At 67.5% G+C, this 23,699-nt stretch carries 20 protein-coding genes and 1 pseudogene; 19 read left to right on the forward strand and 2 right to left on the reverse strand.

The genetic code is table 11. The features are described from left to right. Positions 1 to 1,798, reverse strand: a 1,798-nt coding sequence (locus QFW81_RS12795) for a vWA domain-containing protein (RefSeq protein WP_280579256.1), incomplete at its 3' end; no start/stop codon positions are given. Positions 1,799 to 1,913: 115 nt separating this feature from the next. On the opposite strand from QFW81_RS12795, the gene miaA reads away from it, so the two are divergent. The 13 genes and pseudogenes from miaA (at position 1,914) to QFW81_RS12860 (ending at position 13,618) form a co-directional block, all read left to right on the forward strand. Further along, the gene (gene miaA, locus QFW81_RS12800) at positions 1,914 to 2,870 is read left to right on the forward strand and encodes a tRNA (adenosine(37)-N6)-dimethylallyltransferase MiaA (RefSeq protein ID WP_280579257.1); all 957 of its coding nucleotides are present in this window, start codon (positions 1,914 to 1,916) and stop codon (positions 2,868 to 2,870) included. A 335-nt stretch (positions 2,871 to 3,205) separates the two neighbouring features. Beyond that, entirely contained in the window at positions 3,206 to 3,481 is a 276-nt protein-coding gene (gene hfq, locus QFW81_RS12805) for an RNA chaperone Hfq (RefSeq protein ID WP_280579258.1), read from the forward strand. A 97-nt stretch (positions 3,482 to 3,578) separates the two neighbouring features. Continuing rightward, positions 3,579 to 4,934, forward strand: coding sequence for a ribosome rescue GTPase HflX (hflX, locus tag QFW81_RS12810; RefSeq protein ID WP_280579445.1), 1,356 nt, complete (start codon positions 3,579 to 3,581; stop codon positions 4,932 to 4,934). Between the two features lie 148 nt (positions 4,935 to 5,082). Next, positions 5,083 to 6,228: an FtsH protease activity modulator HflK gene (gene hflK, locus QFW81_RS12815; RefSeq protein ID WP_280579259.1), complete on the forward strand. Its 1,146-nt coding sequence runs from the start codon at positions 5,083 to 5,085 to the stop codon at positions 6,226 to 6,228. Further along, positions 6,225 to 7,088, forward strand: coding sequence for a protease modulator HflC (gene hflC / locus QFW81_RS12820; RefSeq protein ID WP_280579260.1), 864 nt, complete (start codon positions 6,225 to 6,227; stop codon positions 7,086 to 7,088). The genes hflK and hflC overlap by 4 nt, the downstream gene beginning before the upstream one ends. 303 nt (positions 7,089 to 7,391) lie before the next feature. Then, the gene (locus tag QFW81_RS12825; protein ID WP_280579261.1) at positions 7,392 to 7,580 is read left to right on the forward strand and encodes a DUF2065 domain-containing protein; all 189 of its coding nucleotides are present in this window, start codon (positions 7,392 to 7,394) and stop codon (positions 7,578 to 7,580) included. Positions 7,581 to 7,896: 316 nt separating this feature from the next. Further along, complete coding sequence (locus tag QFW81_RS12830; RefSeq protein WP_280579263.1) at positions 7,897 to 9,189, forward strand: adenylosuccinate synthase; 1,293 nt, start codon at positions 7,897 to 7,899, stop codon at positions 9,187 to 9,189. A gap of 29 nt (positions 9,190 to 9,218) precedes the next feature. Further along, on the forward strand, positions 9,219 to 9,950 hold the full coding sequence (locus tag QFW81_RS12835) for a hypothetical protein (protein WP_280579265.1): 732 nt from the start codon (positions 9,219 to 9,221) through the stop codon (positions 9,948 to 9,950). Positions 9,951 to 10,029: 79 nt separating this feature from the next. Next, positions 10,030 to 10,713 (forward strand): hypothetical protein, encoded by a 684-nt coding sequence (locus QFW81_RS12840; protein WP_280579267.1) that lies wholly within the window; start codon positions 10,030 to 10,032, stop codon positions 10,711 to 10,713. A 15-nt stretch (positions 10,714 to 10,728) separates the two neighbouring features. Beyond that, positions 10,729 to 12,081: pseudogene (locus QFW81_RS12845) on the forward strand (XVIPCD domain-containing protein); the annotation flags it as partial. A 329-nt stretch (positions 12,082 to 12,410) separates the two neighbouring features. Next, complete coding sequence (locus QFW81_RS12850) at positions 12,411 to 12,920, forward strand: hypothetical protein (RefSeq protein ID WP_280579270.1); 510 nt, start codon at positions 12,411 to 12,413, stop codon at positions 12,918 to 12,920. Between the two features lie 141 nt (positions 12,921 to 13,061). Then, positions 13,062 to 13,301: a type II toxin-antitoxin system ParD family antitoxin gene (locus tag QFW81_RS12855; RefSeq protein ID WP_280579271.1), complete on the forward strand. Its 240-nt coding sequence runs from the start codon at positions 13,062 to 13,064 to the stop codon at positions 13,299 to 13,301. Next, positions 13,298 to 13,618 (forward strand): type II toxin-antitoxin system RelE/ParE family toxin, encoded by a 321-nt coding sequence (locus tag QFW81_RS12860; protein ID WP_280579273.1) that lies wholly within the window; start codon positions 13,298 to 13,300, stop codon positions 13,616 to 13,618. The genes QFW81_RS12855 and QFW81_RS12860 overlap by 4 nt, the downstream gene beginning before the upstream one ends. 88 nt (positions 13,619 to 13,706) lie before the next feature. On the opposite strand, the gene QFW81_RS12865 is transcribed toward QFW81_RS12860, so the two are convergent. Beyond that, a complete protein-coding gene (locus QFW81_RS12865) occupies positions 13,707 to 14,252 on the reverse strand; it encodes a carboxymuconolactone decarboxylase family protein (RefSeq protein WP_280579274.1) in 546 nt (181 codons plus the stop codon). Between the two features lie 86 nt (positions 14,253 to 14,338). Here QFW81_RS12865 and QFW81_RS12870 point away from each other — a divergent pair, with 86 nt between their 5' ends. From QFW81_RS12870 to QFW81_RS12895, 6 genes are all read left to right on the forward strand, one after another. After that, on the forward strand, positions 14,339 to 15,235 hold the full coding sequence (locus tag QFW81_RS12870; protein WP_280579275.1) for an AraC family transcriptional regulator: 897 nt from the start codon (positions 14,339 to 14,341) through the stop codon (positions 15,233 to 15,235). Between the two features lie 103 nt (positions 15,236 to 15,338). Next, on the forward strand, positions 15,339 to 18,050 hold the full coding sequence (locus tag QFW81_RS12875) for a DUF499 family protein (protein WP_280579276.1): 2,712 nt from the start codon (positions 15,339 to 15,341) through the stop codon (positions 18,048 to 18,050). Continuing rightward, entirely contained in the window at positions 18,050 to 19,042 is a 993-nt protein-coding gene (locus QFW81_RS12880) for a hypothetical protein (RefSeq protein ID WP_280579277.1), read from the forward strand. The genes QFW81_RS12875 and QFW81_RS12880 overlap by 1 nt, the downstream gene beginning before the upstream one ends. After that, the gene (locus QFW81_RS12885; protein ID WP_280579278.1) at positions 19,039 to 19,977 is read left to right on the forward strand and encodes a hypothetical protein; all 939 of its coding nucleotides are present in this window, start codon (positions 19,039 to 19,041) and stop codon (positions 19,975 to 19,977) included. Before QFW81_RS12880 ends, QFW81_RS12885 begins: the two co-directional genes overlap by 4 nt. Beyond that, positions 19,977 to 23,201 carry a DUF1156 domain-containing protein gene (locus QFW81_RS12890; RefSeq protein WP_280579280.1) on the forward strand — a complete coding sequence of 1,075 codons (3,225 nt, stop codon included), beginning with the start codon at positions 19,977 to 19,979 and terminating at the stop codon, positions 23,199 to 23,201. Before QFW81_RS12885 ends, QFW81_RS12890 begins: the two co-directional genes overlap by 1 nt. Next, positions 23,198 to 23,695: a hypothetical protein gene (locus QFW81_RS12895; protein ID WP_280579281.1), complete on the forward strand. Its 498-nt coding sequence runs from the start codon at positions 23,198 to 23,200 to the stop codon at positions 23,693 to 23,695. Before QFW81_RS12890 ends, QFW81_RS12895 begins: the two co-directional genes overlap by 4 nt. Positions 23,696 to 23,699: the final 4 nt, after the last annotated feature.

The raw sequence follows: 23,699 nt of genomic DNA on the forward strand, positions 1-23,699 counted from the left end.
CGCTGAGGGCCGGTTCCTCGACGTCCCCGGCGTCGGCGACCAGGGCGCGCGAAGCCTGCACCAGGTCGAGGAACTCCGCGCGCAGCTGCCAGCGATCCGCGCCGCGCGCGGCGCGCGCGCCATCTGCGATCGCGGTCCAGTCCCATGCCCCCAGATGGGTGCCGCCGCGCAGCGCATCGGCGTAGGCCGCCACGCTCGCGGCGAAGCGCATCGCCTCGCCCGGCTGCGCGCGGATCGCACTGCGCAGGACCGGCGCCTCGATCAGCCGACTGTCGCTTTCGCCCGGACGCTTGTAGCGCAGGCGCAGGTGCGCCAGTTCGTCGCTGCCCGCGGCCGGGACGGCTGCCTGCGCGCCGCCGTAGCGCAGCAGCGGCAGCCGTTCGGCGCCGGAGCCGGCCAGCGTGATCTCGTAGAGCGCCGTGACCTCGTGACCGGCGCCGATGTCGCCGGCGTCGACGCGATCGTTGGCGAAGTCCTCGCGCGCCAGCATCCGGTTCTCGTAGCCGATCAGGCGGTACTCGGCCACCTGCGCCGGATTGAACTCGACCTGGATCTTGACGTCCTGCGCGATCGTGAGCAGGGTCGAGGACATCTCTTCCACCAGCACCTTGCGCGCCTCCTGCAGGGTGTCGATGTAGGCGTGGTTGCCGTCGCCGGCATCGGCCAGGCGCTCGGCGAGGTGGTCGTTGTAGTTGCCGGTGCCGAAGCCGAGCGTGGTCAGGGCGATGCCGGACTTGCGCTGGTCGGCCACCATCGTCTCCAGCGAGCCGCCGTCGACGGTGCCGACGTTGAAGTCCCCATCGGTGGCCAGGATCACGCGGTTGACCCCGTCCTCGACGAACCCGCGCCGCGCCATCGCATAGGCCAGGCGGATGCCGTCGCCGCCGTTGGTGCTGCCGCCGGCTTCCAGCCGGTCGAGCGCGGCGATGATCTCGTCCTTGCGGTCGCCGGGCGTCGGCGGCAGCACCAGGCCCGCGGAGCCGGCGTAGACGACGATCGACACCCGGTCCTGCGCGCGCAGCTGCCCGGTGAGTTCGGCGAACGACTGCTTGAGCAGCGGAAGCTTGTCGGGCGAATTCATCGAGCCGGAGGTGTCGAGCAGGAACACCAGGTTGGCCGGCGGCAACTGCGGCTTGGGCACGTCGAAACCCTTGATGCCGATCATCAGCAGATGGCGGCGCTGATCCCACGGTGCGGGCGCCACTTCGGTGGTGGCGCGGAACGGCGTGTCCAGCGACTCCGGGCCGGGATGGCCGTAGTCGAAGTAGTTGATGAATTCCTCCGCGCGCACCGCGTCGGCCGGCGGGCGCACGCCCTGGCGGACCATGCGCCGGACGTTGCTGTAGCTGCCGGTGTCGACATCGATCGAGAACGTCGACACCGGCTGCTCGGCCACGCGCTGCGCCGGGTTGTCGTCGCGTTCGGCGTAGTTCTCCGTATTCGTCGGCTGCGCATGTGGCGGCGGCGCGACCATTTCGTACGACAGCGGCGCGGAAGCAGGCGCGGGCGCGGCGAGCATGCGCGCGGACATTTCCTGCTCGGCGCGCGCCCGCGCGCCGGTGACCACCACCTGGTCGAGCGTCGCCCCTGCCGAACCGGCATCGCGCACTTCGGATGCCGGGGCGGGAGGCGCGGGCGGGGAAGGCGGCGGCATCGCTGGCTGGGGTGCCGGATCGTCGGTGGGCGTAGAGGAGGGTGCGGATGAGGGAGACAGTGCGTCCCGCTCTTCCGGCGCGGAACTGCAGGCGGACAGTGCGATGGCGGCGAACAGGGCGGCAGCGAGGGCGGTGCGTTGCATGGCGGGACTCCGGTGGTGGGCGCGGGGAGTGAACGCGCGAGCCGTCCCGGTGGGGTTGGCGTCGATGCCGGTCCCGTTCCCCCGCCCGGCAGGGGAAGGCGTCGATAATCCCCGCATGCCTGCCGACACCCGTCCCCCCGCCATCGCCCTGATGGGCCCCACCGCCGCGGGCAAGACCGCACTGGCGCTGGACTGGGCGCAGCGGTCCGGCGGCGAGATCGTCAGCATCGATTCGGCCCTGGTCTACCGCGGCCTGGACATCGGCGCCGCCAAGCCCGATGCGAGCGAACGCGCGCGCGCGCCGCACCACATGCTCGACCTGCACGATCCCTGGGAGATCTGCTCGGCGGCTGATTTCGCGACGTCCGCGCGCGAGGCGATCGACGACATCCTCGCCCGTGGCCGCCTGCCGATCCTCGCCGGCGGCACCGGCCTGTACTTCCACGCCCTGCTGCACGGGCTCTCGCCGATGCCCGCCGCCGATGCGGACTTCCGCGCCGCGATCGCCGCCCAGGCGCAGGCACGCGGCTGGCCGGCGCTGCATGCGGAACTGGCGCGCGTCGACCCGGCCGCCGCTGCCCGCATCCAGCCCGGCGATCCGCAGCGCATCCAGCGCGCGCTGGAAGTGTTCCAACTCAGCGGACGCCCGATCAGCGAGTGGCAGCGCGAACGACCGACCGCTCCGCGGCTGCCGGTGCGGGTGCTTAAACTCGTGGTGGCGCCGCGCGACCGTGCGGTGCTGCATGCCCGGATCGAAGCCCGCTTCGACGCCATGCTCGCCGCCGGCTTCCTCGACGAGGTGCGCGCGTTGCGTGCATTGGCGCCGCTGCGCGCGCATCCCGCGCCGCTCGACCTGCCTGCGATCCGCGCGGTCGGCTATCGCCAGGCCTGGGAACACCTGGACGGCATGACCGACGCCGCGCAGTTCCGCGACCGCGCCATCTTCGCCACCCGCCAGCTCGCCAAGCGCCAGCTCACCTGGCTGCGGGGGCAGCTCGACGCGCGCTGGTTCGATCCGGCCCATCAGCGCGCCGAGCTCGACGAGGCCGTCGACCGCTTCCTGGGACGCTGAGTCGAGGCGCAGCGTCCGTCCGGCCTGTCGCCGCGCCCCCGCCGCCGCGGGGCCGACGACAGCGCGGGACAGCCGATTTTCCGCACGCGTGGCCCGCACGCCCCTCCGGTGGAGGTCGACGCTGGCCCCGCCCTTTTCGACCCGCCTGTCGGCTGGACGCCGCCGCCGCGCCGCTTCTGTGACCGGATGCGCCCCCGCGCGCCGCGCGTGGGCGCCGGTTGTGTACCATCGGACGGTCGCCGCCGCCGGGGAAACTGCGGGTCGGGCGATGCGGTCGGGGGAGGCCCCCCGTGGGCGCCGGCCGGACACAACAATAACCAAGCTGGGGAAACACCATGTCCAAGGGACAATCCTTGCAGGATCCTTTCCTGAATGCGCTGCGTCGTGAACGCGTGCCGGTCTCCATCTATCTGGTCAACGGCATCAAGCTCCAGGGCGTGATCGAGTCTTTCGACCAGTTCGTGGTCCTGCTGCGCAACACCGTGAGCCAGATGGTCTACAAGCACGCCATTTCCACCGTGGTGCCGGCGCGCAACGTGCGCGTGGGGCCGGGCGGTGGCGTGGTGCAGGCCGCCGACGGGGTCGAGGAAGCGACGGTCGATCCCGCCTGAGGATGGCACCGGTGCGGGGACGGCACGGTTGAAGTCCGCCCCCGCGGCCACCATGTCCGGGGGCTGAGCCCACCGCCGAGCCCCGATGCCGACCCAACTGTTCGAACGCTCCCGCAAGGGCGAGCACGCGCTGCTGATCCAGCCCCATTCCGGCGGCCCGCCGGACGAGGCCGAGCTGGAGGAATTCGCCGAACTGGCGCGTTCCGCGGGCGCGACCGTCGCCACGCTCGTCACCGCGCGGCTCGACCGGCCCAATCCCGCCACCCTGATCGGCAGCGGCAAGCTCGAAGAGGTCAAGGCCGCCTGCGAGGCCTCCGGCGCCGACCTGGTCCTGGTCAACCACCCGCTGACCCCCGGCCAGGAGCGCAACCTCGAAAAGGCGCTGGAGCGGCGGGTCGTCGACCGGACCGGGCTGATCCTCGACATCTTCGCCCAGCGCGCGCGCAGCGCCGACGGCAAGCTGCAGGTCGAACTGGCCCAGCTCAAGCACATGGCCACGCGCCTGGTCCGCGGCTGGACCCACCTGGAGCGCCAGCGCGGCGGTTCGATCGGCCTGCGGGGACCAGGCGAGACCCAGCTCGAGACCGACCGACGGCTGCTGCAGAAGCGCGTGGACATGCTGCAGAAGCGGCTGGAGAAGGTCGAGGTGCAGCGCACCCAGATGCGGCGCGCACGGGTGCGCAGCGAGATGCCGAGGATCGCGCTGGTCGGCTACACCAACGCCGGCAAGTCGACCCTGTTCAATGCCCTCAGCGGCGCCGACGCGTATGCCGCCGACCAGCTGTTCGCCACGCTGGACCCCACCGTGCGCCGCATCGTGCTGCAGGGCACGCCGGTGGTGCTGGCCGACACCGTCGGCTTCGTACGCGACCTGCCGCACGAACTGGTGGCCGCGTTCCGCTCGACCCTGAGCGAGGCGCGCGAGGCCGACCTGCTGCTGCACGTGATCGACGCCGCCGATCCGCTGCGCGAGGAGCGCATCGGCCAGGTGGACGCGGTGCTGGCCGAGATCGGCGCCGGCGACATCCCGCAATTGCTGGTCTACAACAAGATCGACCGGATCGAGGGCGCGCAGGCCCGCCGCGACGCGCCCGAGCCGGCCGCTGCCGATGCCTCCGGGGCGCCGCTGCCGGGCGGCACCCTGGGCGTGGCCCGCGAACGGGTCTGGATCTCGGCCCGCGACGGCCTCGGCCTGGACCTGCTGCAGGCGGCGCTGGCCGCGCGCGTGGCCCAGCGGCGGGTGGTGGCCGAGATCGACCTGCCGTCGGGCGCCGGCCGCCTGCGCGCGCGCCTGCACGCGCTCGACGCGGTGCGCGGCGAGTCGCAGGACGAGCACGGCTGGCGCCTGCAGGTGGACCTGTCCGAGGCCGATGCCGCGCGCCTGGCCGCGCAGCCGGACGGCGCGGTGCTGCGTCCGCTCTTGCCCGAGGTCGAGGCCGACCCCACCCTGTAAACTAGCCGGCCCGCCGCCCGCGGACCCCGGGCCATGCGCGCGACCGGACGCCCTGCGTCCGCCGCCCATGGACCGCGTTCCGATGCGACGGCCGCTTCGCGCCACCCGGCTGTCCGGGCCGGCGTGCCCCGTCCCGACTGGAGCAGGCATGGCCTGGAACATCCCCGGCAAGAACAACGACGACCGCCCACCCGAGCGCGATCGCCCCGGCAACGATGGCCGCAATCCCTGGCCGCCCAAGCGCCGTCGGGGAGGCAACGGACTGGGCGACATCGGCAACCGCCTGCGCGACCTGTTCGGCGGTGGCGGTGGCGGCGGCAATCCGCTGCGCTGGGTCGCCATCGCCCTGGTGGTGTGGCTGGTGTTCAACTGCTTCACCCTGATCGGCGAACAGCAGCGCGGCGTGGTCCTGCGCTTCGGCGAGGTCGCCCGGATCATGCAGCCCGGCCCGAACTTCAAGCTGCCGTGGCCGGTGGAGCGCGTGGTCAAGGTCGACGCCACCAGCGTGCGCACCTTCAGCAACAGCCTGCCGGTGCTGACCCGCGACGAGAACATCGTGACCATCTCGTTCAACGTGCAGTACCGCGTCAGCGATCCCGAGCTGTTCCTGTTCGGCACCCAGAACGCGACGCGCGTGCTCGAGCAAGTGTCGCAGAGCGCCGTGCGCGAGGTGATCGGCCGCGCCGACCTGGACACGGCACTCAACGCCCGCGGCCCGCTCTCGATCGCCGCCTCCACCGCGCTGCAGGCCTCGCTCGATGCCTACCGCACCGGCCTGGTGGTGACCGAGCTCAACCTGCAGGACGCGCGTCCGCCGGAACAGGTCAAGCCCGCGTTCGACGAGGTCAACAGCGCCCAGCAGACCAACGAGCGCCTGGTCAACGAGGCCCGTGCCTACGCCGCGCGTGTGGTACCCGAGGCCCGCGGCGACGCCCAGCGCGCGCGCACCACCGCCGAGGGCTACAAGACCGCCTCGGTCGCCCGCGCCACCGGTGACGCCGAACGCTTCACCCTGCTGCTCGACGCCTACCGCAACGCGCCCGACGTGACCCGCAAGCGCCTGTGGCTGGAAACCGTGCAGGACGTGCTGGCCGACAACCGCAAGATCATCGGCGGCGACGGCCGCCAGCTGATCTACGTGCCGATGACGCCCCAGTCCGGCAGCGGCCGCCAGGACGCCAGCCAGCCACCGGTGCTGCCGCAGGAGGTGATCACGCCTCCGGTCAGCGCCACGCCCGATTCCAGCCTGCCGCGCCCCACCCGCGGTGAGCGCGCCGAAGGAGGTGCCCGATGAGGCTCAACCTGATCATCCCGATCGCGGTGATCGTGCTGCTGGGCCTGCTCGGCTCGGTCTACGTCGTGCGCGAGGGCCAGACCGCCCTGGTGCTCAACCTCGGCCGCGTCGCGCGCACCGACATCGGTCCCGGGCTGCACTTCAAGGTCCCGCTGATCGAGACAGCGCGGGTGTTCGACCGCCGCTTCTACGCCTCCGAGTTCTCGCCCGAGCGCTACCTCACCTCCGAACGCAAGGACGTGAGCGTGGACTTCGTGGCCATCGGCCTGATCAGCGACGTGGCGGATTTCTACCGCGCCACCGGCGGCGAGATGGAAGTGGCCAACGACCGCCTCGCGCCGATCATCAAGGACTCGATGCGCAACGAGATCAACGCCCGCACCCTGCAGCAGCTGGTCTCGGGCGAGCGCGCCGAGATCATCGCCAGGCAGCTGGAAGGGGTGAACGAGGCTGCGGCCACGCTCGGCATGCGCGTGATCGACATCCGCCTCAAGCAGATCGACCTGCCCACCGACAGCGACGTCATCGCCCAGGTCTACGACCGCATGCGCGCCGAACGCCGCCAGGTGGCCAGCCGCCTGCGCGCCGAGGGCGAGGAGCAGGCCCGGATCATCCGCGCCCAGGCCGACCGCGAGCGCACCGTGCTGGTGGCCGAGGCCGAGCGCGACGCGCAGAAGCTGCGAGGCGAGGGCGATGCCGAAGCCACCCGCATCTACGGCGAAGCCGCGCAGCGCGACCCCGCGTTCTACGCCTTCCAGCGCAGCCTCGAGGCCTACCGCGCCTCGTTCGCCGACGGCAACGGCGTGATCGTGCTCGAGCGCGACGACCCGTTCCTGCAGTACCTGCGCAGCGACCGCTGAGCCGGTGGCTCCCCACCATCCCGCCGCCGGGCTGTTGCCTTCCCCCGTCTGAGCGGGGGAAGGTGCCCAGGGCGGATGGGGCCTGTCAGATCGCAACGTCCCTCCCGCCGAGCTGTTGCTTCCCTAGCTTGACGGGGCATCGGTCCCTTCACGGGGTGGAAGGTGCCGAAGGCGGATGGAGGTTGCCAGGTCGCAACGCCCCGCCGGATCGGCATCGCCTGCATCGGACGCCTGCGGCCCCCGAGATCTCCCCCGAGATACCCCTTCCATCCCCAAGCGCGCGTGCGCGTCAGGAACTCCGCCATGCACGACCTCTGGGCCGCCCTCTGTCTCGTCGCCGTGCTGGAAGGCCTGATCCTGTTCGTCGCCCCGGGCGGCTGGAAGCGCGCCGCCGCCCAGCTGCTGGCGATGCCCGATCCCCAGCTTCGCCGCTTCGGTGCCGTGTTCCTCGCGCTTGGTCTGATCGCCCTGTACTTCGTGCGCGGCGGATAGCCACCCGCCGGTCGTTCCCCGCCGCTCAGGGCCTACGGGAAGCAGTGCCGCAGGCCGGGGAGCGCTCGACGGTGTGCAGTGCCGGGCCGTCACGCCGCCGTAGCGCATCGGTGCGTGCCCCCCTCAACTGGCCCCCGCCCCCCAAAACCCGGATAATGCGCAAAAGCCGGATGGGCCGATTTCCTCGAGAGACGGTCCCCGGCTTTTTCCTTGTGCGGGTGTCGCGTTGATGCGCCGAAGGGCGCGAGAACCGGCCCGGTCACCAGGTGCTGCCGCGGCGGATGCCGCGCATCCATGCGAATCCAGGAGTGCGGTAATGGGTCAGTCAGTCGTAGTGTTGGGTGCCCAGTGGGGCGACGAAGGCAAGGGCAAGATCGTCGACCTGCTGACCGAGGAGATCGGCGCGGTCGTGCGCTTCCAGGGCGGCCACAACGCCGGCCACACCCTGGTCATCGGCGGCAAGAAGACCGTGCTGCACCTGATCCCCTCGGGCATCCTGCGCGCCGACGCGCTGTGCCTGATCGGCAACGGCGTGGTGCTCAGCCCGGCCGCGCTGCGCAAGGAGATCGACGAGCTCGAGGCCAACGGGGTGGAGGTGCGTTCGCGCCTCAAGATCTCCCCGGCCACGCCGCTGATCATGCCGTACCACATCGCGCTCGACCAGGCGCGCGAGAAGGCCGCCGGCGGCAAGGCCATCGGCACCACCGGCCGCGGCATCGGCCCGGCCTACGAAGACAAGGTGGCGCGCCGCGGCGTGCGCGTGGCCGACCTGCATTACCCCGACCAGCTGGCCGAACTGCTGCGCACCGCGCTCGACTACCACAACTTCGTGTTGACCAAATACCTCAACGCCGAAGCCGTCGACTTCCAGAAGATGCTCGACGAGGCGCTGGAATTCGGCGACTACGTGCAGCCGATGAAGTCCGACGTGGCCGGCATCCTCCACGACCTGCGCAAGCAGGGCAAGAAGGTGCTGTTCGAAGGCGCGCAGGGCTCGCTGCTCGACATCGACCACGGCACCTATCCCTACGTCACCAGCTCCAACACCACCGTCGGCGGCGCGCTCGCCGGCACCGGCGTGGGCGCGGACGCGATCGACTACGTGCTGGGCATCTGCAAGGCCTACGCCACCCGCGTGGGCGGCGGCCCGTTCCCGACCGAGCTCGACGACGAAGTGGGCGAGGCGATCCGCAGCAAGGGCCAGGAATTCGGCGCCACCACCGGCCGCCCGCGCCGCTGCGGCTGGATCGACATCGTCGCGCTCAAGCGCGCCGTGGCCATCAACGGCATCAGCGGCCTGTGCATCACCAAGCTCGACGTGCTCGACGGCATGGAGTCGCTGAAGATGTGCATCGCCTACGAATACCGCGGCAAGCGCACCGAGTACGCCCCGCTCGACGCCCAGGGCTGGGACGAGTGCACGCCCGTGTACCTCGAATTCCCCGGCTGGGAAGAGAACACCCACGGCATCACCGACTGGGACAAGCTGCCCCCCGCCGCCCGCGCCTACCTGCGCGCGCTGGAGGAACTGGCCGGCTGCCCGCTGGCGATCGTGAGCACCGGTCCGGACCGCGACCACACCATCGTGCTGCAGGATCCGTTCGCCTGATCGCGCGCCTGCGCGCGCTGCGCGCGCAGGTGGCCGCCGCCGCGCTGGCGGCGGCCAGCGCGGCCCTGCCTGCGTTCGCGCAGGCGCTGGAAGTCCCGGTGGTCGAGATCCCAGCGATCCCGGCCCAGGCGACCTCCGCACAGGGCTTCGTGCCCGACGGCTGGCGGCTCGAGCATGCCGTCGCCGGGCGCCTGGACGACAACGCGCAGCCCGACCTGTTGCTCCTGCTCCGCATGGAAGACCCGGCCAACGTCGTCGCGCACGATGGCCTGGGCGTCTCGCCGTTCGACACCAACCCGCGAATGCTGGTGTTCGCGCTCGCCGACGCCGCCGGCGGCTACCGTCGCGCGCTGGTGGACCACGCGCTGATCCCGCGCGCGGAATCGCCGGTGCTGGACGACGTGCTGCAGGACGATCCCGCCAACGCACTGCGCATCGCCGACAGCCGCGCGGTCTCGATCACCCTGCACAGCTGGGCCAGCGCGGGCAGCTGGTCCACGCACGAGCGCACGTTCACCGTCCGCTGGCAGGACGGATGCTTCCGCCTGATCGGCTTCGACCGCGCCGGCCTGCATCGCGGCTCGGGCGAGACCGATGCCATGAGCGTGAACTACCTCACCGGCCGCGCCTGGACGCGCAGCGGCAGCATCGAGGACGACGCGCCGGGCCCGACGCAGCCCATGCGCCTGCGGGACCGTACGCCGGTCTGCCTGGACGCCATCGGCGACGGCTTCGCGTTCGAACCCGCGCTCGCGCCCTGACGCGCGACGCGCTCCGCCGCGAATGGGGCCACGGCGCAGCGTCACGACCGCCGGGTTTGCCTCGCGCCCGGGCGCAGGTATGCTGGAGCCCAGCCTTGCGACGGAACGCATGACGATGACGCGATGGAACCGCCCCGATGGCTTCGGCATCCGCCGCCTCCGGCCCGTACTGGCGGCCGCGATGCTCACCCTCGCCACCGCCGCCTGCGCCCATTCCACGCCCGCACCCGCTTCCACGACGGCACAGGAGGCCGAGGCCATGGATGCGCCTGAATCACGCCCCGGGGACAGGTTGAGCTACTCCCCCGAAGAGATCGGGCAGCGCTTCCTGAAACTCATCGGGAGCTTGGAGTCGCGCGAACAGCTCACCCTGGAGCGTATCAACGAGGTGATGGGGGTCCGCATCGTCCCCAAGTCCGAAGGGACGCGGGGAGGCGTCTCCAGCGATGATCTGGGCGGCGGATGGCGCTATGTCGTCAGCTACATACCCGGATCATCGGCCAACGCCCGGGGGATCGACCTGTCCTTCGTCAATGAGCATGAGCGCTGGGCCGGCATGGCGGGGGTGTGCAGGCTCGACTTCGATGCCTACCACAAAGCCTTGCTGTCGATGGGGTACCGCGACGCCCCGGTTCCCGGTGAGATCGGTGAGCTGCGTTCGGTGCGCTATTACAAGGGCGATATCACCCTCTCGATCATTCCAAGACTCGAGAACGGAAATTCCGGCCGCCTTTGCGTGGAATCCATCGGAACACTGAGCTGACACAGGAGGCCAAGGATGGCCGTGCCGAATCCACATCTCAAAGCAGTCTTCAGGCAATCACGTGCGCAGGGCGGCCTCACCTCTGCTCAGGACATTCACTTGCGCGCGGCAGTGATGGCCGACTCGGATCGTCTGGACCTTCTCAATGGGCTGGCCGCTTCCGGACGACTTCGAAGTTTCGCAGTCGACTCGAACAATGGAACGCTCATTGGCAGTTACGACAAGCGCGCTGGCTTGATCGAACTGCCTGCCGCCAGCTTTCGCGATCGTGATCTCGATACAGTGGTGGGTGTCCAGGCACTCATCGCCGATTTCGCGCGCAAGGCGTGGCAGGATACGGCGGGGCAGCGCCATGTCGTGACGCAAGACATGGTCGACAACCTCCAGGCAACCTTCAACGGTTCGCCTGCGCTTGCAGCGCAGATCAAGTCCGCCGTCGCACAGTCGCATGTGCAGCACTTCAGCCTGCTGGGAAACGGCATGGCCGCCGGAGCCACCTATGACGGAAGCACGGCCGACGGCACTCCCAAGGGCATCAATCTCCCGCCGGCGGCGTTGCAGAGCCGCACACCCGGTAATCCCGGCGGCACGTACAACGCTCACGACCTCACCTTCGTGCTGGGCCATGAGATCCAGCATGGTTTCAACAATGCGGCGAAAAGCCAGGCGACGCTGACATTCCTGGATCAGGTGCGTCGACAGGCGATCGAGCGCAGCGCGATCCATGATTACACCGATGAGCTCCGCGCATACATCGGAGCTGGCCGGGCGGACGAAGCCAAGGCGGAGATCGCGGGCTGGAATGCATTGCTGGACAGGCAAAGGCAGGCACGTCCTCATGACGACGGGCTCGCGCTGATGCTCGACACCCGTAATGATCGCGTGCTGGATTTCATCCGACGCAATCCGTCCGATCCTTCGAAAGCGATCATCAACCCCGGCCTCACCTTCAACCCCGACGGCAGCCTGAGCGCGACACCCGCCAACATCGCCGCCATGGGTCGGCACTACTTCGACCGGCCCTCCCACCTGTACGCCCAGGCCGGCCAGCGTCCGGTAGCACTCGGCGAAGGGCGGCCCACGCCGACCGCGGACTACACCAACTACTACGGCACCTGGGCCCTGGAGCGGATCGTCGCTGCCGAGGATCGCGCCAACGTGCGCATCCAGGGCGCAAGGCCGCACATCGCGATCGACATGGCCGGCCTCGGCCTGAAGGAAGACCTGATCGAACGCGAAGGGCTGGACCTCGGCGCGAACCGGTCGCCGCGCCCGTACCTCGATACCAGCCGCGCGCCGACGATGCAGGGCCGGTTCCACCACACCCAGGACGGCAGCATGGGCCACGACCACCGTCACGTGCCGGTCGCCGATCAGGCGCGCATCGGTGCCAGCGGCGACTGCGTCGTGGATGCCTGGATCGATGCGCTGCAGGCGCGCGATGACGCTGCAGCGCGGGCCGTGCAGCGGGCCTTCCTGCGCTCCGAAGCAGGCCAGCAGCTGTGGCCGGGCGGCCTTGACGGGGCACCCCACCGCGCGCAGGAAGCCGAAGCGCGTCCGCCACTGCATCCGTCGCGGGCTGCGGAATGGTCACCGGACGAACCTGCCACGCAGGCGCGCCACGTCATGGCGGAGTTCGCGCAACCCGCCCCGCAGGGACCGCAACACGCGATGGAACGCTAGACGGAGCAGGGGCCATGAACGACACCGACGTCATCCGCCGGCTGATGCTGGCGGTGGAACGGCTCGAGCGAGTCGCCGACCATCAGGCCACGCAGGCGCAACACGCGGCCGAGCGCGCGCAGCACGCGCAGGCGGCCGCTGGCGACCTCGCCGCCATCCGCAGCGCCGAAGAAGCGCAGTTCCGCCACGCCATGGCGCGCCTGTTCCAGGACCACCAGGCCCGCACCGAACTCGCCCTGCGCCCAGCCGTGCGCCGCGCCTGGCAGTGGCTGGCGGCCATCAGCGTCGGCCTCGCGCTGCTGGTGTTCGGCTTCCTGCTGCTGCTCGGCCACGAGTACACGCGGCTGCAGGACGCGCGCGCCCGCGCCGACGCCGCCGAGGTGTCGGCCGAAGTGCAGCGCGCCGCCCAGCAGGTCGAGATCACCTCCTGCGGCGGCCGCCCCTGCATCCGTCTCGACGCCAACGCCCCGGTCTGGAAGAGCGGCGACCGCGAATACGTGCTGGTGGAAGACACGGGTGACTAGCCATGGGGATCGGCACGCAGATCCACGGTCGGAGCCGTCCCGGTCATCCGTGATCGGGGCTGGACCGGGCCCGTGCGGAACACTTGCGGGCCAGCAGGGACACAGGCACACTCTTGGCAATGTTTGCCATAGGAGCCCGCCGTGGCCACCATGAACATCTCACTGCCGGACGAACTCAAAGCGTTCGTGGACGAGCAAGTTGCCGCACACGCCTACGGCTCCAGCAGCGAGTACCTTCGCGAACTGATCCGCAAGCAGCGCGACGTCGAGGCGCTTCGCGGCATGCTGCTCGAGGGCCCCGACTCGGGGCCTGCCGAACCGGCCACCGCACAGACCTTCGAGAGGATGCGCGCGGCGTTGCGGAAGCCCGCTGCGAAGTGAAACCGCTGATATGGCGCCGGGCCGCACGACGCGACGTAGCCGATGCCGCCGCCTGGTATGTCGAGACTGCCGATCTACGCACAGGCGACCGCTTCCTCGATGCGGTCGAGACCGCCCTGGCGTACCTGGGCAGGCATCCCGCCGCAGGTTCACCGCGATATGCGGGGCCGCTGCGAATCGATGGTCTCCGCTGCTGGCCGGTGAAGAATTTCCCCTACCTGGTCTTCTACGTCGAACGCGACGCGCACCTGGATGTTTGGCGTGTCCTGCACGCGCATCGCGATATTCCCGCCTGGATGGATCCAACTCCCCGGTGAACCCCTATCCGTGTCCGGCACCTTCCCCCGCCCAGCGGGGGAAGGGAAAGCTCAGCATCCGGGACCGGGGATCCGAAAGTCGCAAGGCTCAAGCCGCCCTCCGCAACCGCACCCCCGGAAAATCCACCGGCACCCCCAGCGCCACGTTCACGTAGTTGGTGAACAGGCTCAGCGCCACATGCGCCAGCAGCTCGACGATCTCGCCGTCGTCGAACCCCGCTGCCCGCAACGCCTCCACCTCGTCCGCCTCCACCTGCCCACGCCGCTCCACCACCGCCAGCGCGAAGCGCAGCGCCGCGGCCGTCTTCGGGTCGCTCGAACGCCCTTCCTGCGCCTCGCTCATCTCCTGCGCACTCGCGCCGGCCTTGCGGCCCAGGGCGGTGTGCGCGGCCAGGCAGTACTCGCAGGCGTTGCGGTCGGCAATCGCCACCGCCACCTGCTCGCCCAGCCGCGCGGGCAGCACGCCGCCGGCCAGCGCGCCGAACGCGCCCCACATCGCGCGCAGCGCGGCGGGGGAGTTGGCCACCGCGCGGAACATGTTCGGCGTAGCACCGAAGGCGGCGTGGATCTCGGACAGCAGGGCCCGGCGGTCGGGGGTGGTGGCGGCCGGGTCGATCAGGGGAATGCGGGACATGGTGGGCTCCTTGGCCTCGATGCCGCCGGAGTGGCGGCTGCGGCTAGACTAGGCGCCCGCTCTGGACGCAAGGCGCCGATTCGTCCATGAAACCTGCCGATTCGTCCAAGCCCGAGGCCCCCGAACCCGCCCCGGTCGACCGCCTCGCCCCCATCCTCGACCGCTTCCACGTCCGCGCCGAGCTGTTCCACACCGGCCCGCTGTGCGGCCTGCACGTGTTCGACGCCGTGCCCGGGCGCGCCTTCCTGCACGTGCTGCGCCGGGGCACGATGGACGTCGAACACCAGGGCGACCACGGCCTGGTGCGCACCGCACTCGCCGAGCCCACCCTGCTGCTGTTCCCGCGCCCGGTGCACCACGTGTTCCGCAACGCCCCGGTGGACGGCCCGGACTTCACCTGCGCCACGCTCGATTTCGACGGCGGCGAGCGCAACCCCATCGTGCAGTCGCTGCCCGCCATGCTGGCCGTGCCGCTGACCGCGGTGGAGGGCCTGGGCCCCACGCTCGACCTGCTGTTCGCCGAAGCCGACCGCGTGCGCTGCGGCTCGCGCCTGCTCGCCGGCCGCCTGTTCGAGGTGCTGCTGGTGCAGGTGCTGCGCTGGGCGCTGGACAATCCTGCCGAGTCCGGCGTGCACCACGGCACGCTCGCCGGCCTGTCGCACCCGCAGCTGGCGAAGGCGCTCAACGCCCTGCACGCGCGCCCCGGCGAGCCCTGGCCGCTCGAACGCCTGGCCGCGCAGGCCGGCAAGTCGCGTAGCGCCTTCGCCGCCGCGTTCAAGCACGCCGTGGGCACCACGCCCGCTGCCTACGTGCTCGACTGGCGCCTGGGCCTGGCCGCCACCCGCCTGCGCGAGGGCAGGGCGGTGAAGCAGGTGGCGCACGAGCTGGGGTTCGCGGGGGCGGGGGCGTTGTCGAAGGCGTTTCGGAGGCGGTATGGGGTGTCGCTGGTGGGGTGGCGGCGTGTTGCTGCGGGTCGCAAATGACCGCGTGTCGAAGGGCGTGTCGCGAACAACCGTCGATCACTTCGTTGAGTTGCCCTATTCTTTGTGAGTTCTTCAAGGGGATATCAGCGTGCTAGGTCTAACTTTGCGTGAAGAGTTTCGAGGCAAGCGCCTCAAAGGCACAGCTATTGAGCTGTCCAACGACCAGCACACGGGCGCTACCCAGATCGCGGCCCAGCAGTTCCTGGAGATCACCTATCCCACGCACGACCTGCTGAAGGGCATCGAGGCGGTCGGCCCCAGCCAAGGCCGCCCTGTGGTTGTGATTGGCGAACGCGGCCTCGGCAAATCGCACTTGATGGCCGCGCTCTACCATGCGGTCACGGACCCCACCTCGACTGGCGCGTGGCTCAATGCTTGGGCCGCCACGCTAGCCGCGCCCAGCATCGGCAAGATCGCGCTGCGCGAAGGGATGCACGTCATCGGTGAAAGCCTGCATCGCCATCGCTACAAGTTCTTGTGGGACGTGCTGTTCGAGAACCATCCGCACGGCACCTTTATCAAAGGCAAATGGGACGGCCAAGGCGCGTCCAAGACAGAAATCCCGTCCGACAAGCTCATCATCGAACTGCTTGAGAACAAGCCGACGATGCTGCTGCTGGACGAGTTCCAGACTTGGTACGACGGCCTCACCAACTCCAAGCAGTATCCGTGGAGAAACTGGGCATTCACCTTCATCCAGATTCTTTCGGAGATCGCCAAAGAGCGCCCCGACCTGTTGGTGCTGGTGATCTCGGTGCGCAACGGCGGCAGCGACGCCTATCAGCAGGTACATCGCGTCAACCCGGTCGCCATCGACTTCAAGGCGGGCGGCAGCGCCGAGCGCATCCAGCAGGATCGCCGCCGGATGCTGCTGCATCGCCTGTTCGACAACCGCTTACAGATCGCCAGCGGCACTATCGAATCGCTTGTCGCGCAGCACGTCGCCGAATCCTTCCGTCTGCTCGACGTGCCGCCCGCCGAGCAGGAGCGTAAGCGCCGCGAATTCACCGAATCGTGGCCTTACGCACCCCACCTGCTGCGCCTGCTCGAAGAACAGGTGCTGATCGCCACGGACGCGCAAGAAACCCGCGACCTGATCCGCATCCTCGCCAACATCTACAAGAGCCGTGGCGACGCCGTGCCGGTGCTCACCGCCGCCGACTTCCGGCTGGATGACGATGCCTCCGGCATCGGCGCGCTGCTGGAGGCCGTCGCCAATCAGCACCACCGCACGCTGCGCGAGAAGGCGCAGCAGAACATCATCTCCGTGCAGGAAGCGCGGCACGATCACGCCAGCATTGCGCCGCACCTGCAGGAAATCATCGGCGCGCTGTGGCTGCGCTCGATTGCCGTGGGCAACCTTGCCGGTGCCGAGCCGTCCATCCTGCAACTGGACATCACCCGCGACAAGCCGGTGGACGACAACGCTTTCCAGGTCGAGCTGGCGACCGTCGTCGAGAACAGCTTCAACATCCATCAGGAAGGCACCAAGCTGCTGTTCCGCGAGGAAGAGAACCCGCGCGCCAAGCTCATGGCCTATGCGCGCAACGACAAACTATTCACCGACGGCGCGGATCAGGCGCAGCTCGCCAAACAGATGCGATACGTCATAGGCGGCAGCGACGAGGTCGCCAAGAATTTTCGTGTGATAGCTCTGCCCAAGTCATGGGCCACCGATCCGTGGACATTGCTCGACGAAGCCGAGCAGCCCGACAATTGGGACGACCGCCTACCCATCCTCATGTTGCCCGAGGAGCCTGACAAGCTGGAAGTCACGCTGGGCCGCTGGCTCAAAGACCAGTTGCAGAAGCGTCGCAACACCGTTCGCTTCCTGTTACCGCGCGCGGGCAGCACCAACGCCTTTCTGGATCGCGATCTGCTCATCCTCGCCCGCGCCGAGATGAAGGCGCAGGAATGGAGCAGCCAGAGCCCCGAGTACAAGAAGCTGCACAAGGAATTCGAGAACACCCTGCGCGACAACTTGAAGAAGCGCTTCGACCGCTTCGCCGTGCTGCAACGCTGGAACTTCGCCGATCCGGCGCAATGCAGGTTCAGTGTCGAGCGCCTCGACAAGCAGGGGTCGCAGATTCCCGAGGCCATCGAAGAGGCGCTGACCAGCGATCTGTTCGTGCCCGAGGATCTCGAGGATCTGGTGCTTGAATCCGCCACCAACAGCGACTCCGTCGGCAAGCTGCTGCGCGAGCTCCAGGAACCGCGCCCCGCCGGCCAGGACTGCATCCCCTGGCTGGGCGAAACGGCGATGAAGGAACGCCTGCTGCGACTGTGCGGCAAGGGCAAGGTCGCCATCAACGTGCGCGGCATGGAGTATCTGCAAACCCATCCGGCCGAGGACGAGGACAGTGCGTGGCGGCGCTTGCGCCCCAAGCTTTCGCTCACGGGCCGCCACCTCGATGAGGTGTTCTTGATGCTGCCTTCCGCGGTGCCCGCGACCGGTGGCTCCACTCCGCCCGCCCCGTCGCCGGGGGGTGTCCCGCCGGGTGGTGGCGCTGCGCCCACGCCACGCGTGGCCGAACCCACACCAGACGGTTCTTCCGCTCCCACGCCAGCGCCCACGCCGGGCGGCATCTTCAGCGGTGAAACAGCCACCAAGCCGCGCACGCCGCTGTCGAATCCGGCCACGTCGCCGCTCAACCTCATCGGCAAGATCGAAGGTTGGGACATCGGCCCCGCCACAAAGGTAACCGAAGTTTCTATCAAGGTCTCCGCCGCCACCGGCGCGCAGCTCAAAGAACTGCTCAAGAAGCTGCCCGAAGGCATGAGCTTCCAGCTGAACCTTGAGAGGGAGGACGACTGATGGCCTTGGACGCCAGTGCACTACAGGCCCTGGCGCAGGGCTCAGACACCGACGCTTGGCGCGTTATCGTCGACCACGCGGTCGGGATCGCCACCAAGCCGCTGGCCGCAGGCAACGCGCCCAGCGAGGTCGTCCGGCGCGACCGCGAAATCGGCGAGCTGGATTTGTTCCTCTCCTCAAGCGGCTGGGATCTGTGGCAGGCATTCGGCGGCAGCGTGGAGCGCACCTCCGATCGCCTGCTGCGCTGGTGGGCCGAACCCTACAGCGCCAAGGCGGTGCTCATCCTCGACGGCCTCTCGCTACGTGAACTGCCTTGGCTGTTGCAGGGCGCGGAGGAGCGCGGCTTCGTCACGCATGGGGTCGCGGCCTGCGCCTCCGAACTGCCCGGCGAAACGGATGAGTTCGCCCGTGCGCTCGGCTTCGCCAGCCGCAGCAAGCTGCAGAACAACGGCGGCGGCCTTGCGCACAAGCTGCAAGCCGCCACGACCGAGTCGGTGGATTTGCCGTGGAAGGACTGCGCGGCCCTGGTCGGCAGCGCACCGCACCAGATTTTCTGGCACCACTGGCCCGACGCCAAGCTGCACGACATTGCGGGTCAGGGCCAAGGGCTGGAGCCACTGACAAGGGCCGTGGCTGAGCAACTGACGAGCGACGACTTCTGGGCCTTCGTCGAACGTCTGGCCACCGGGCGGCGGCTGGTCATCACCTCCGACCACGGCTACGCGGCCACCGGCTACTTCCCCGATGCCGATGGCGAAGTCGCAGCCTACCTCAAGCAGGCCTTCTCCAGTGGGCGCAACAGATCAGGCACCGGCGACACCGGCCCCTTCGTGCCGCCCGTGGCCTTGCAGATCACCAGCCCGCACGGCGCGCACCTGTTGGCCCTGGGCCGCAGGAAGTGGCGCAGCCAAGGCGGATACCCCACGCTCACTCATGGTGGCCTGTCGCTGCTGGAGGTGTTGTCGCCATTCGTCGAGTTGACTAAGACATGACTACAAAGAAAGTGAGGGCCCCCTGGAGCAACCCTAGCGATGCTCCCGTCATCGAGCAGTCGATCCATGACTACATCGTCTCCATCTTCAGGATGTCGCCACGCGACAGGGGTGTCGAGATCATTCCGATCTCTCCGGGCGCAGAAGCCAAGCGGGGTTGGGACGCAGCTGTCAAGCAGGTGGTACCGCTATTCTTTCAGTACAAATTGCCAGACTTCACTTCGAGACCACAAAGCACACAGGCTGCAGCACACGCTCGGCGGCAAGAATGGAAATTCAATGATGCCGATGGTCTTTTCCACTTCAGGTTACGTGCCAAAGCTGCCAACGAACCTCGATCACAGCATGAGTTATTGGTCGATCTGCAAGACCAAGGAGCGCGGGTCTTCTATGTTTCGCCTTCGTTTATTGATTTTAAGCGGCTTCGCTTTGGCGGTGAACTAATCAACGAATCTCCGTGGGTATCGTCGCACATAAGCCTTTTGGGCTGGAGCATTCTTGAAAGGGTAGATGTCCCTGTTTTCAGGGATCTCATTTGCATTCCTCCGCATCAAAATGTGGATGGCAAGCCTGAGGATCATCAGTTCTATTTCAACCGACATCACGAAGTCAGCCTGCATAGTGAAGCCGCGCAGGTTGAAGCGTTGAATCTCCGCGAGCTATTAGTTGACCAAATAGGGCTAGTTCGCCAACAGGTCGGGGTTGTCAGTCGGGAAAATTACGAAGGCTTCGTTGCCGGAGTCATCGTAGCTTTAGCCGGTGAATCGATAAATCCAGAGTCGCGCAGCACAGTGCGCAGGTTTTTTGAAGCGCACTTGGATAACGTTCCGGCGGAGGACACGAACCAAATGATGCGCAGTATGCGAGCGCTGGCGCGAACAGTTAAGAAATTATCAGGCATTGAGATGATGCTCACTATTGATAGAACGACCTAATGGCCACCAAGAAGCAACGACTAGCACAAGAGGTCGCCAAGGCAGTTGGCGCAGGCAAGACCGTCGCACTGGAAGCCGTGGATTTCAACGACCCGAATCGCCCCAAGACTTGTCTGGAGGTGGACTTCCCGATCCTGCCCGTCAATCAGGTGGCGATCATCGAGGGTAACGCGGGCAAGCCGATCTACCAGATGTCCAAGTGGTGGGCGCGGCGGCGTTCCAGCGTGTTCCGCTCGATGCTGATTGCCGCGGCCACCAAAGCGCCCGACGACCCTTCGCACGCGGCCAAGCTGGTGTGGGACAACTACTACGCCAACCACCAGAAGCGCGGCGCGTTCAAGCACCTGAAGGTGGCAGATATCTTCATGGGCGGCGGCACCACGCTCGTGGAAGGCTCTCGTCTGGGCATGCAGATGGTCGGCAATGACCTCAACCCGGTCGCGTGGTTCGTGGTCAAGCAGGAGCTGGCGAATGTCGATCTGGAGGAAGTAGAGAAGCTGCTCGCCGACATCGAGGCCGAGGTCAAGCCGCAGATCATGCCGTACTACTATTGCGGTGGCCCGCAAGGTGAAAGAGGCACGTGGACGCATCTGCCCACGCGCAAGGCGATGCCCGCCGACTTCGACCCGCTCGCCATTCCACGCAACGTGCGCAAGGACTATAGCTATGCGGGCCCGGAGATCATTTACACCTTCTGGGCCAAGCACGGGCCGTGTCAGGTGACGGGTTGCGGCCACCGCACGCCGATCATGACCAGCCCGGTGATGGCGGTAAAGACGCTTACCGTCAAGCATTGGGAACACAGCTGCGGCAAATGCGGCGAACCCTTCGATGTTGAGGAAGAAGCCGCGCGCATGGCCCCCGACGCGCCGTTCTACGTTGCGCCGAGCGAGCCTGCGTACTCCGTGCTCGACCGCAAGAAGGGCGTGATCTGCCCGCACTGCGGCCACACCGCGATGGTGAATCTGGGCAAGGGCAAGAACAAGAAGGTGGAACTGAGCCTGCTGGTGCATCCGCAATGGCTGGCGGGCGAAGCCAAGCAGAATGCTAGCGGCCAGCCCTACGGGGGCTCGGCGCAGGACGACGTGGCGGCAACGACGCGGTGGGACGCAGCGCGCGCCGAGAGGATTCGACTCGTGGAAGTTCGCGGCGCTTTGCCGGATGAAGTCACCGACCCGGAAACGGGCATTACGTTCGCGTCCGAGAAAGGCACGGTGCCGAAGAAGTCGCACTACACATGCTCGGCCTGCGGCACGGTGCAGGATGTGCTTACAACCATCAGGGCCACGGGCAAGACTGGGCCTATGGCCGCTTATGCGGTGCTTTGTTACGCGCCAAAGCGTGATGCGGCGGGCAAGCCTTATGGGGGGCGCTTCTTCGCTACCCATGACGCAGTACATGCGCGGCAATACGACACCGCAATCGCGGAATGGGATGCACGCAAGGACACAGACCTGAAGGACTACTGGCCGCGCTCCGAAGTACCGTTCGGTTTCATGACTTCCATGAATAACGGCGGCATTCCGAATCACGGTTATACGCACTGGTGGACGATGTTCAGTGCCAAGCAATTGTTGATTGTCGCTCAGATACTGAAAGCCATTGTGACTCTTGGGCAATACGACGTATCTGTTCGTGAATACGTGCTCGCAGTGTTTCAAAACTACGTCCGCTATCAGAACAGCTTCTGCTTCTGGCATGTCGGAAAGGATCACATTGTTCCGCACATGAGTAACAACAACTACCACCCCAAAAGCACGATTGTTGAAAACTCCGTCTTTCCGCCGACCGGCATGGGCAACTGGCACTCTTGTACGGAACCATTGTTTGAGGCTGCCAAATGGAGAGGGAGCCCTTGGGATACGGTTAGCATCGCAAATCTAGCTAGAGTCAATCCGGCCCTGGCGGATAATTTCTCCTCAAAGGGAGACAAAGCTTTTCCAGGCGATCCTGTGATAGGCGCGACGACACACTGTAGCTCGTCCACTGAGCTCGCGTACGCCCCTACAGCCAGCCTTGATATGGTCATTACCGACCCGCCTTTCGGCGGCCTTCTGCATTACTCAGAGCTTTCAGATTTCTTCTACGTTTGGTTGCGCCTCGCGCTTAAGGACAAGTATCCAGACCAGTTCACCGCGGACCACACACCCAAGGCTCTGGAGGCGGTAGCCAACCGCGCGCGCGAGCCGGAAGATCCGGATGGCTTCTACCAGCGCCTGCTCACACAGTGCTGGCGCGAGGCGCATCGAGCGCTCAAACCTGGCGGCATCCTCGCTTTTACCTTTCATCACAGCGCGGACGAGCCGTGGGTGGCGGTACTGGAATCGCTGTTCGACGCGGGCTACTACCTCGAGGCGACGTATCCTATCCGCTCCGATGAGACCAAGGGCGAAGGCTCGAAGCCGGGAACGTTTGGCTCACAGACAATCGAGTACGACATCATCCATGTCTGTCGCAAACGCACCGAAGAACCCAAGCCGGTAAGCTGGGGCCGCATGCGCCGCGAAGTGATGGCCGACGTGCGTCAGCTGCAGTCCATGTTGGAGAATCACGCGAAAGATGGGTTACCCGCCGCCGACATCCAGGTGATCCGACGCGGCAAGGCGCTGGAATACTTTTCGCGCCACTACGGCAGGGTCTATGTCGATGAGGGCCGCCCCATCTCCGTACGCGATGCCCTGATTGGTATCAACCAGCTCATCGACGAGGACGCCGACAAGGGCAAGGAAGCGCCACCGGTCAACGCTGAGCCGATCTCGCGGCAGTTCCTTCGCACCTTCGGCCATGCCGCCGAACTGAAACGCGACCAGTTGCAGAAGTTTCTCAAAGGCTCGATCACCACGCCGGACGAGTTCGTGCAGCGTGGCTGGTGCGCGGAGAAGAGCAAGGTCTTCACACGCACAGATGCGCTGGATTTCGCACGCGAGTGGTCAGGCAAGCACCGCCGCCGCCTCACGTCCGATCTGGATCAGGCGCTGGTGCTGATCGGCGCGTGCGTCGACGGCAGCGGCATCAATGCCTCGGACACGCTGAAGAACGACAACTTCAGACCCCACGTCGCGCTGAAGCCCTTACTGGAATGGCTGCACCGCAACGGCCCGGATCAGACCACCCGCAACGGCGCGTCACGGGCGGTGTCGATCTACAACGCATGGCACGCCAGCCAGGCACCCCAGCCCGCGCAGGCTTCCTTGTTCGATGACGAGGGGGAGTACGAGCGATGAGACAACTGCGCGACACGGTGTGGCAACGGCGCGGCACCAGTTGGGTGTGGGACGAAGAAGCGCGTAACCAGATCTGCGCGGCCAGTGAGGTGTGGAGCTTGCGTCAGTTCCTGCGCGCGAAAGGAAACTGGCCGGGCGATCTGCCGAGCAATGGCGGCAAGACGCTGGTGGTGGCCGGGCTGGATGGCAGCCTCGATCTGCTGACGCCGACGGATGCCGAAGCGTGGCTGGGCGATGCCATCAAGCCCGCCATCCTGTCCTTCCAGGACGATTGGGGAAGCGACGGCGCGCTGGTGTTTTGGCTGCCCGGTAGTCACAACCGCATCAAGGCGCGCCCGGCCACCGATGAGGTGGCCTGGCTTTGTCACGCACCCCACGGGCATCAGATCGACCTCGGTCGCATCTTGTGGGGCCAAGCCAACGAGTACCCCCAGGAAATATTGCTGCGGGACGGCGGCAAGCCCGCTGGTCTGTTCCACCTGCGGATTACATGAGGGC

It is taken from the genome of Luteimonas kalidii, assembly GCF_029887935.1.
Classification (GTDB): domain Bacteria; phylum Pseudomonadota; class Gammaproteobacteria; order Xanthomonadales; family Xanthomonadaceae; genus Luteimonas; species Luteimonas kalidii.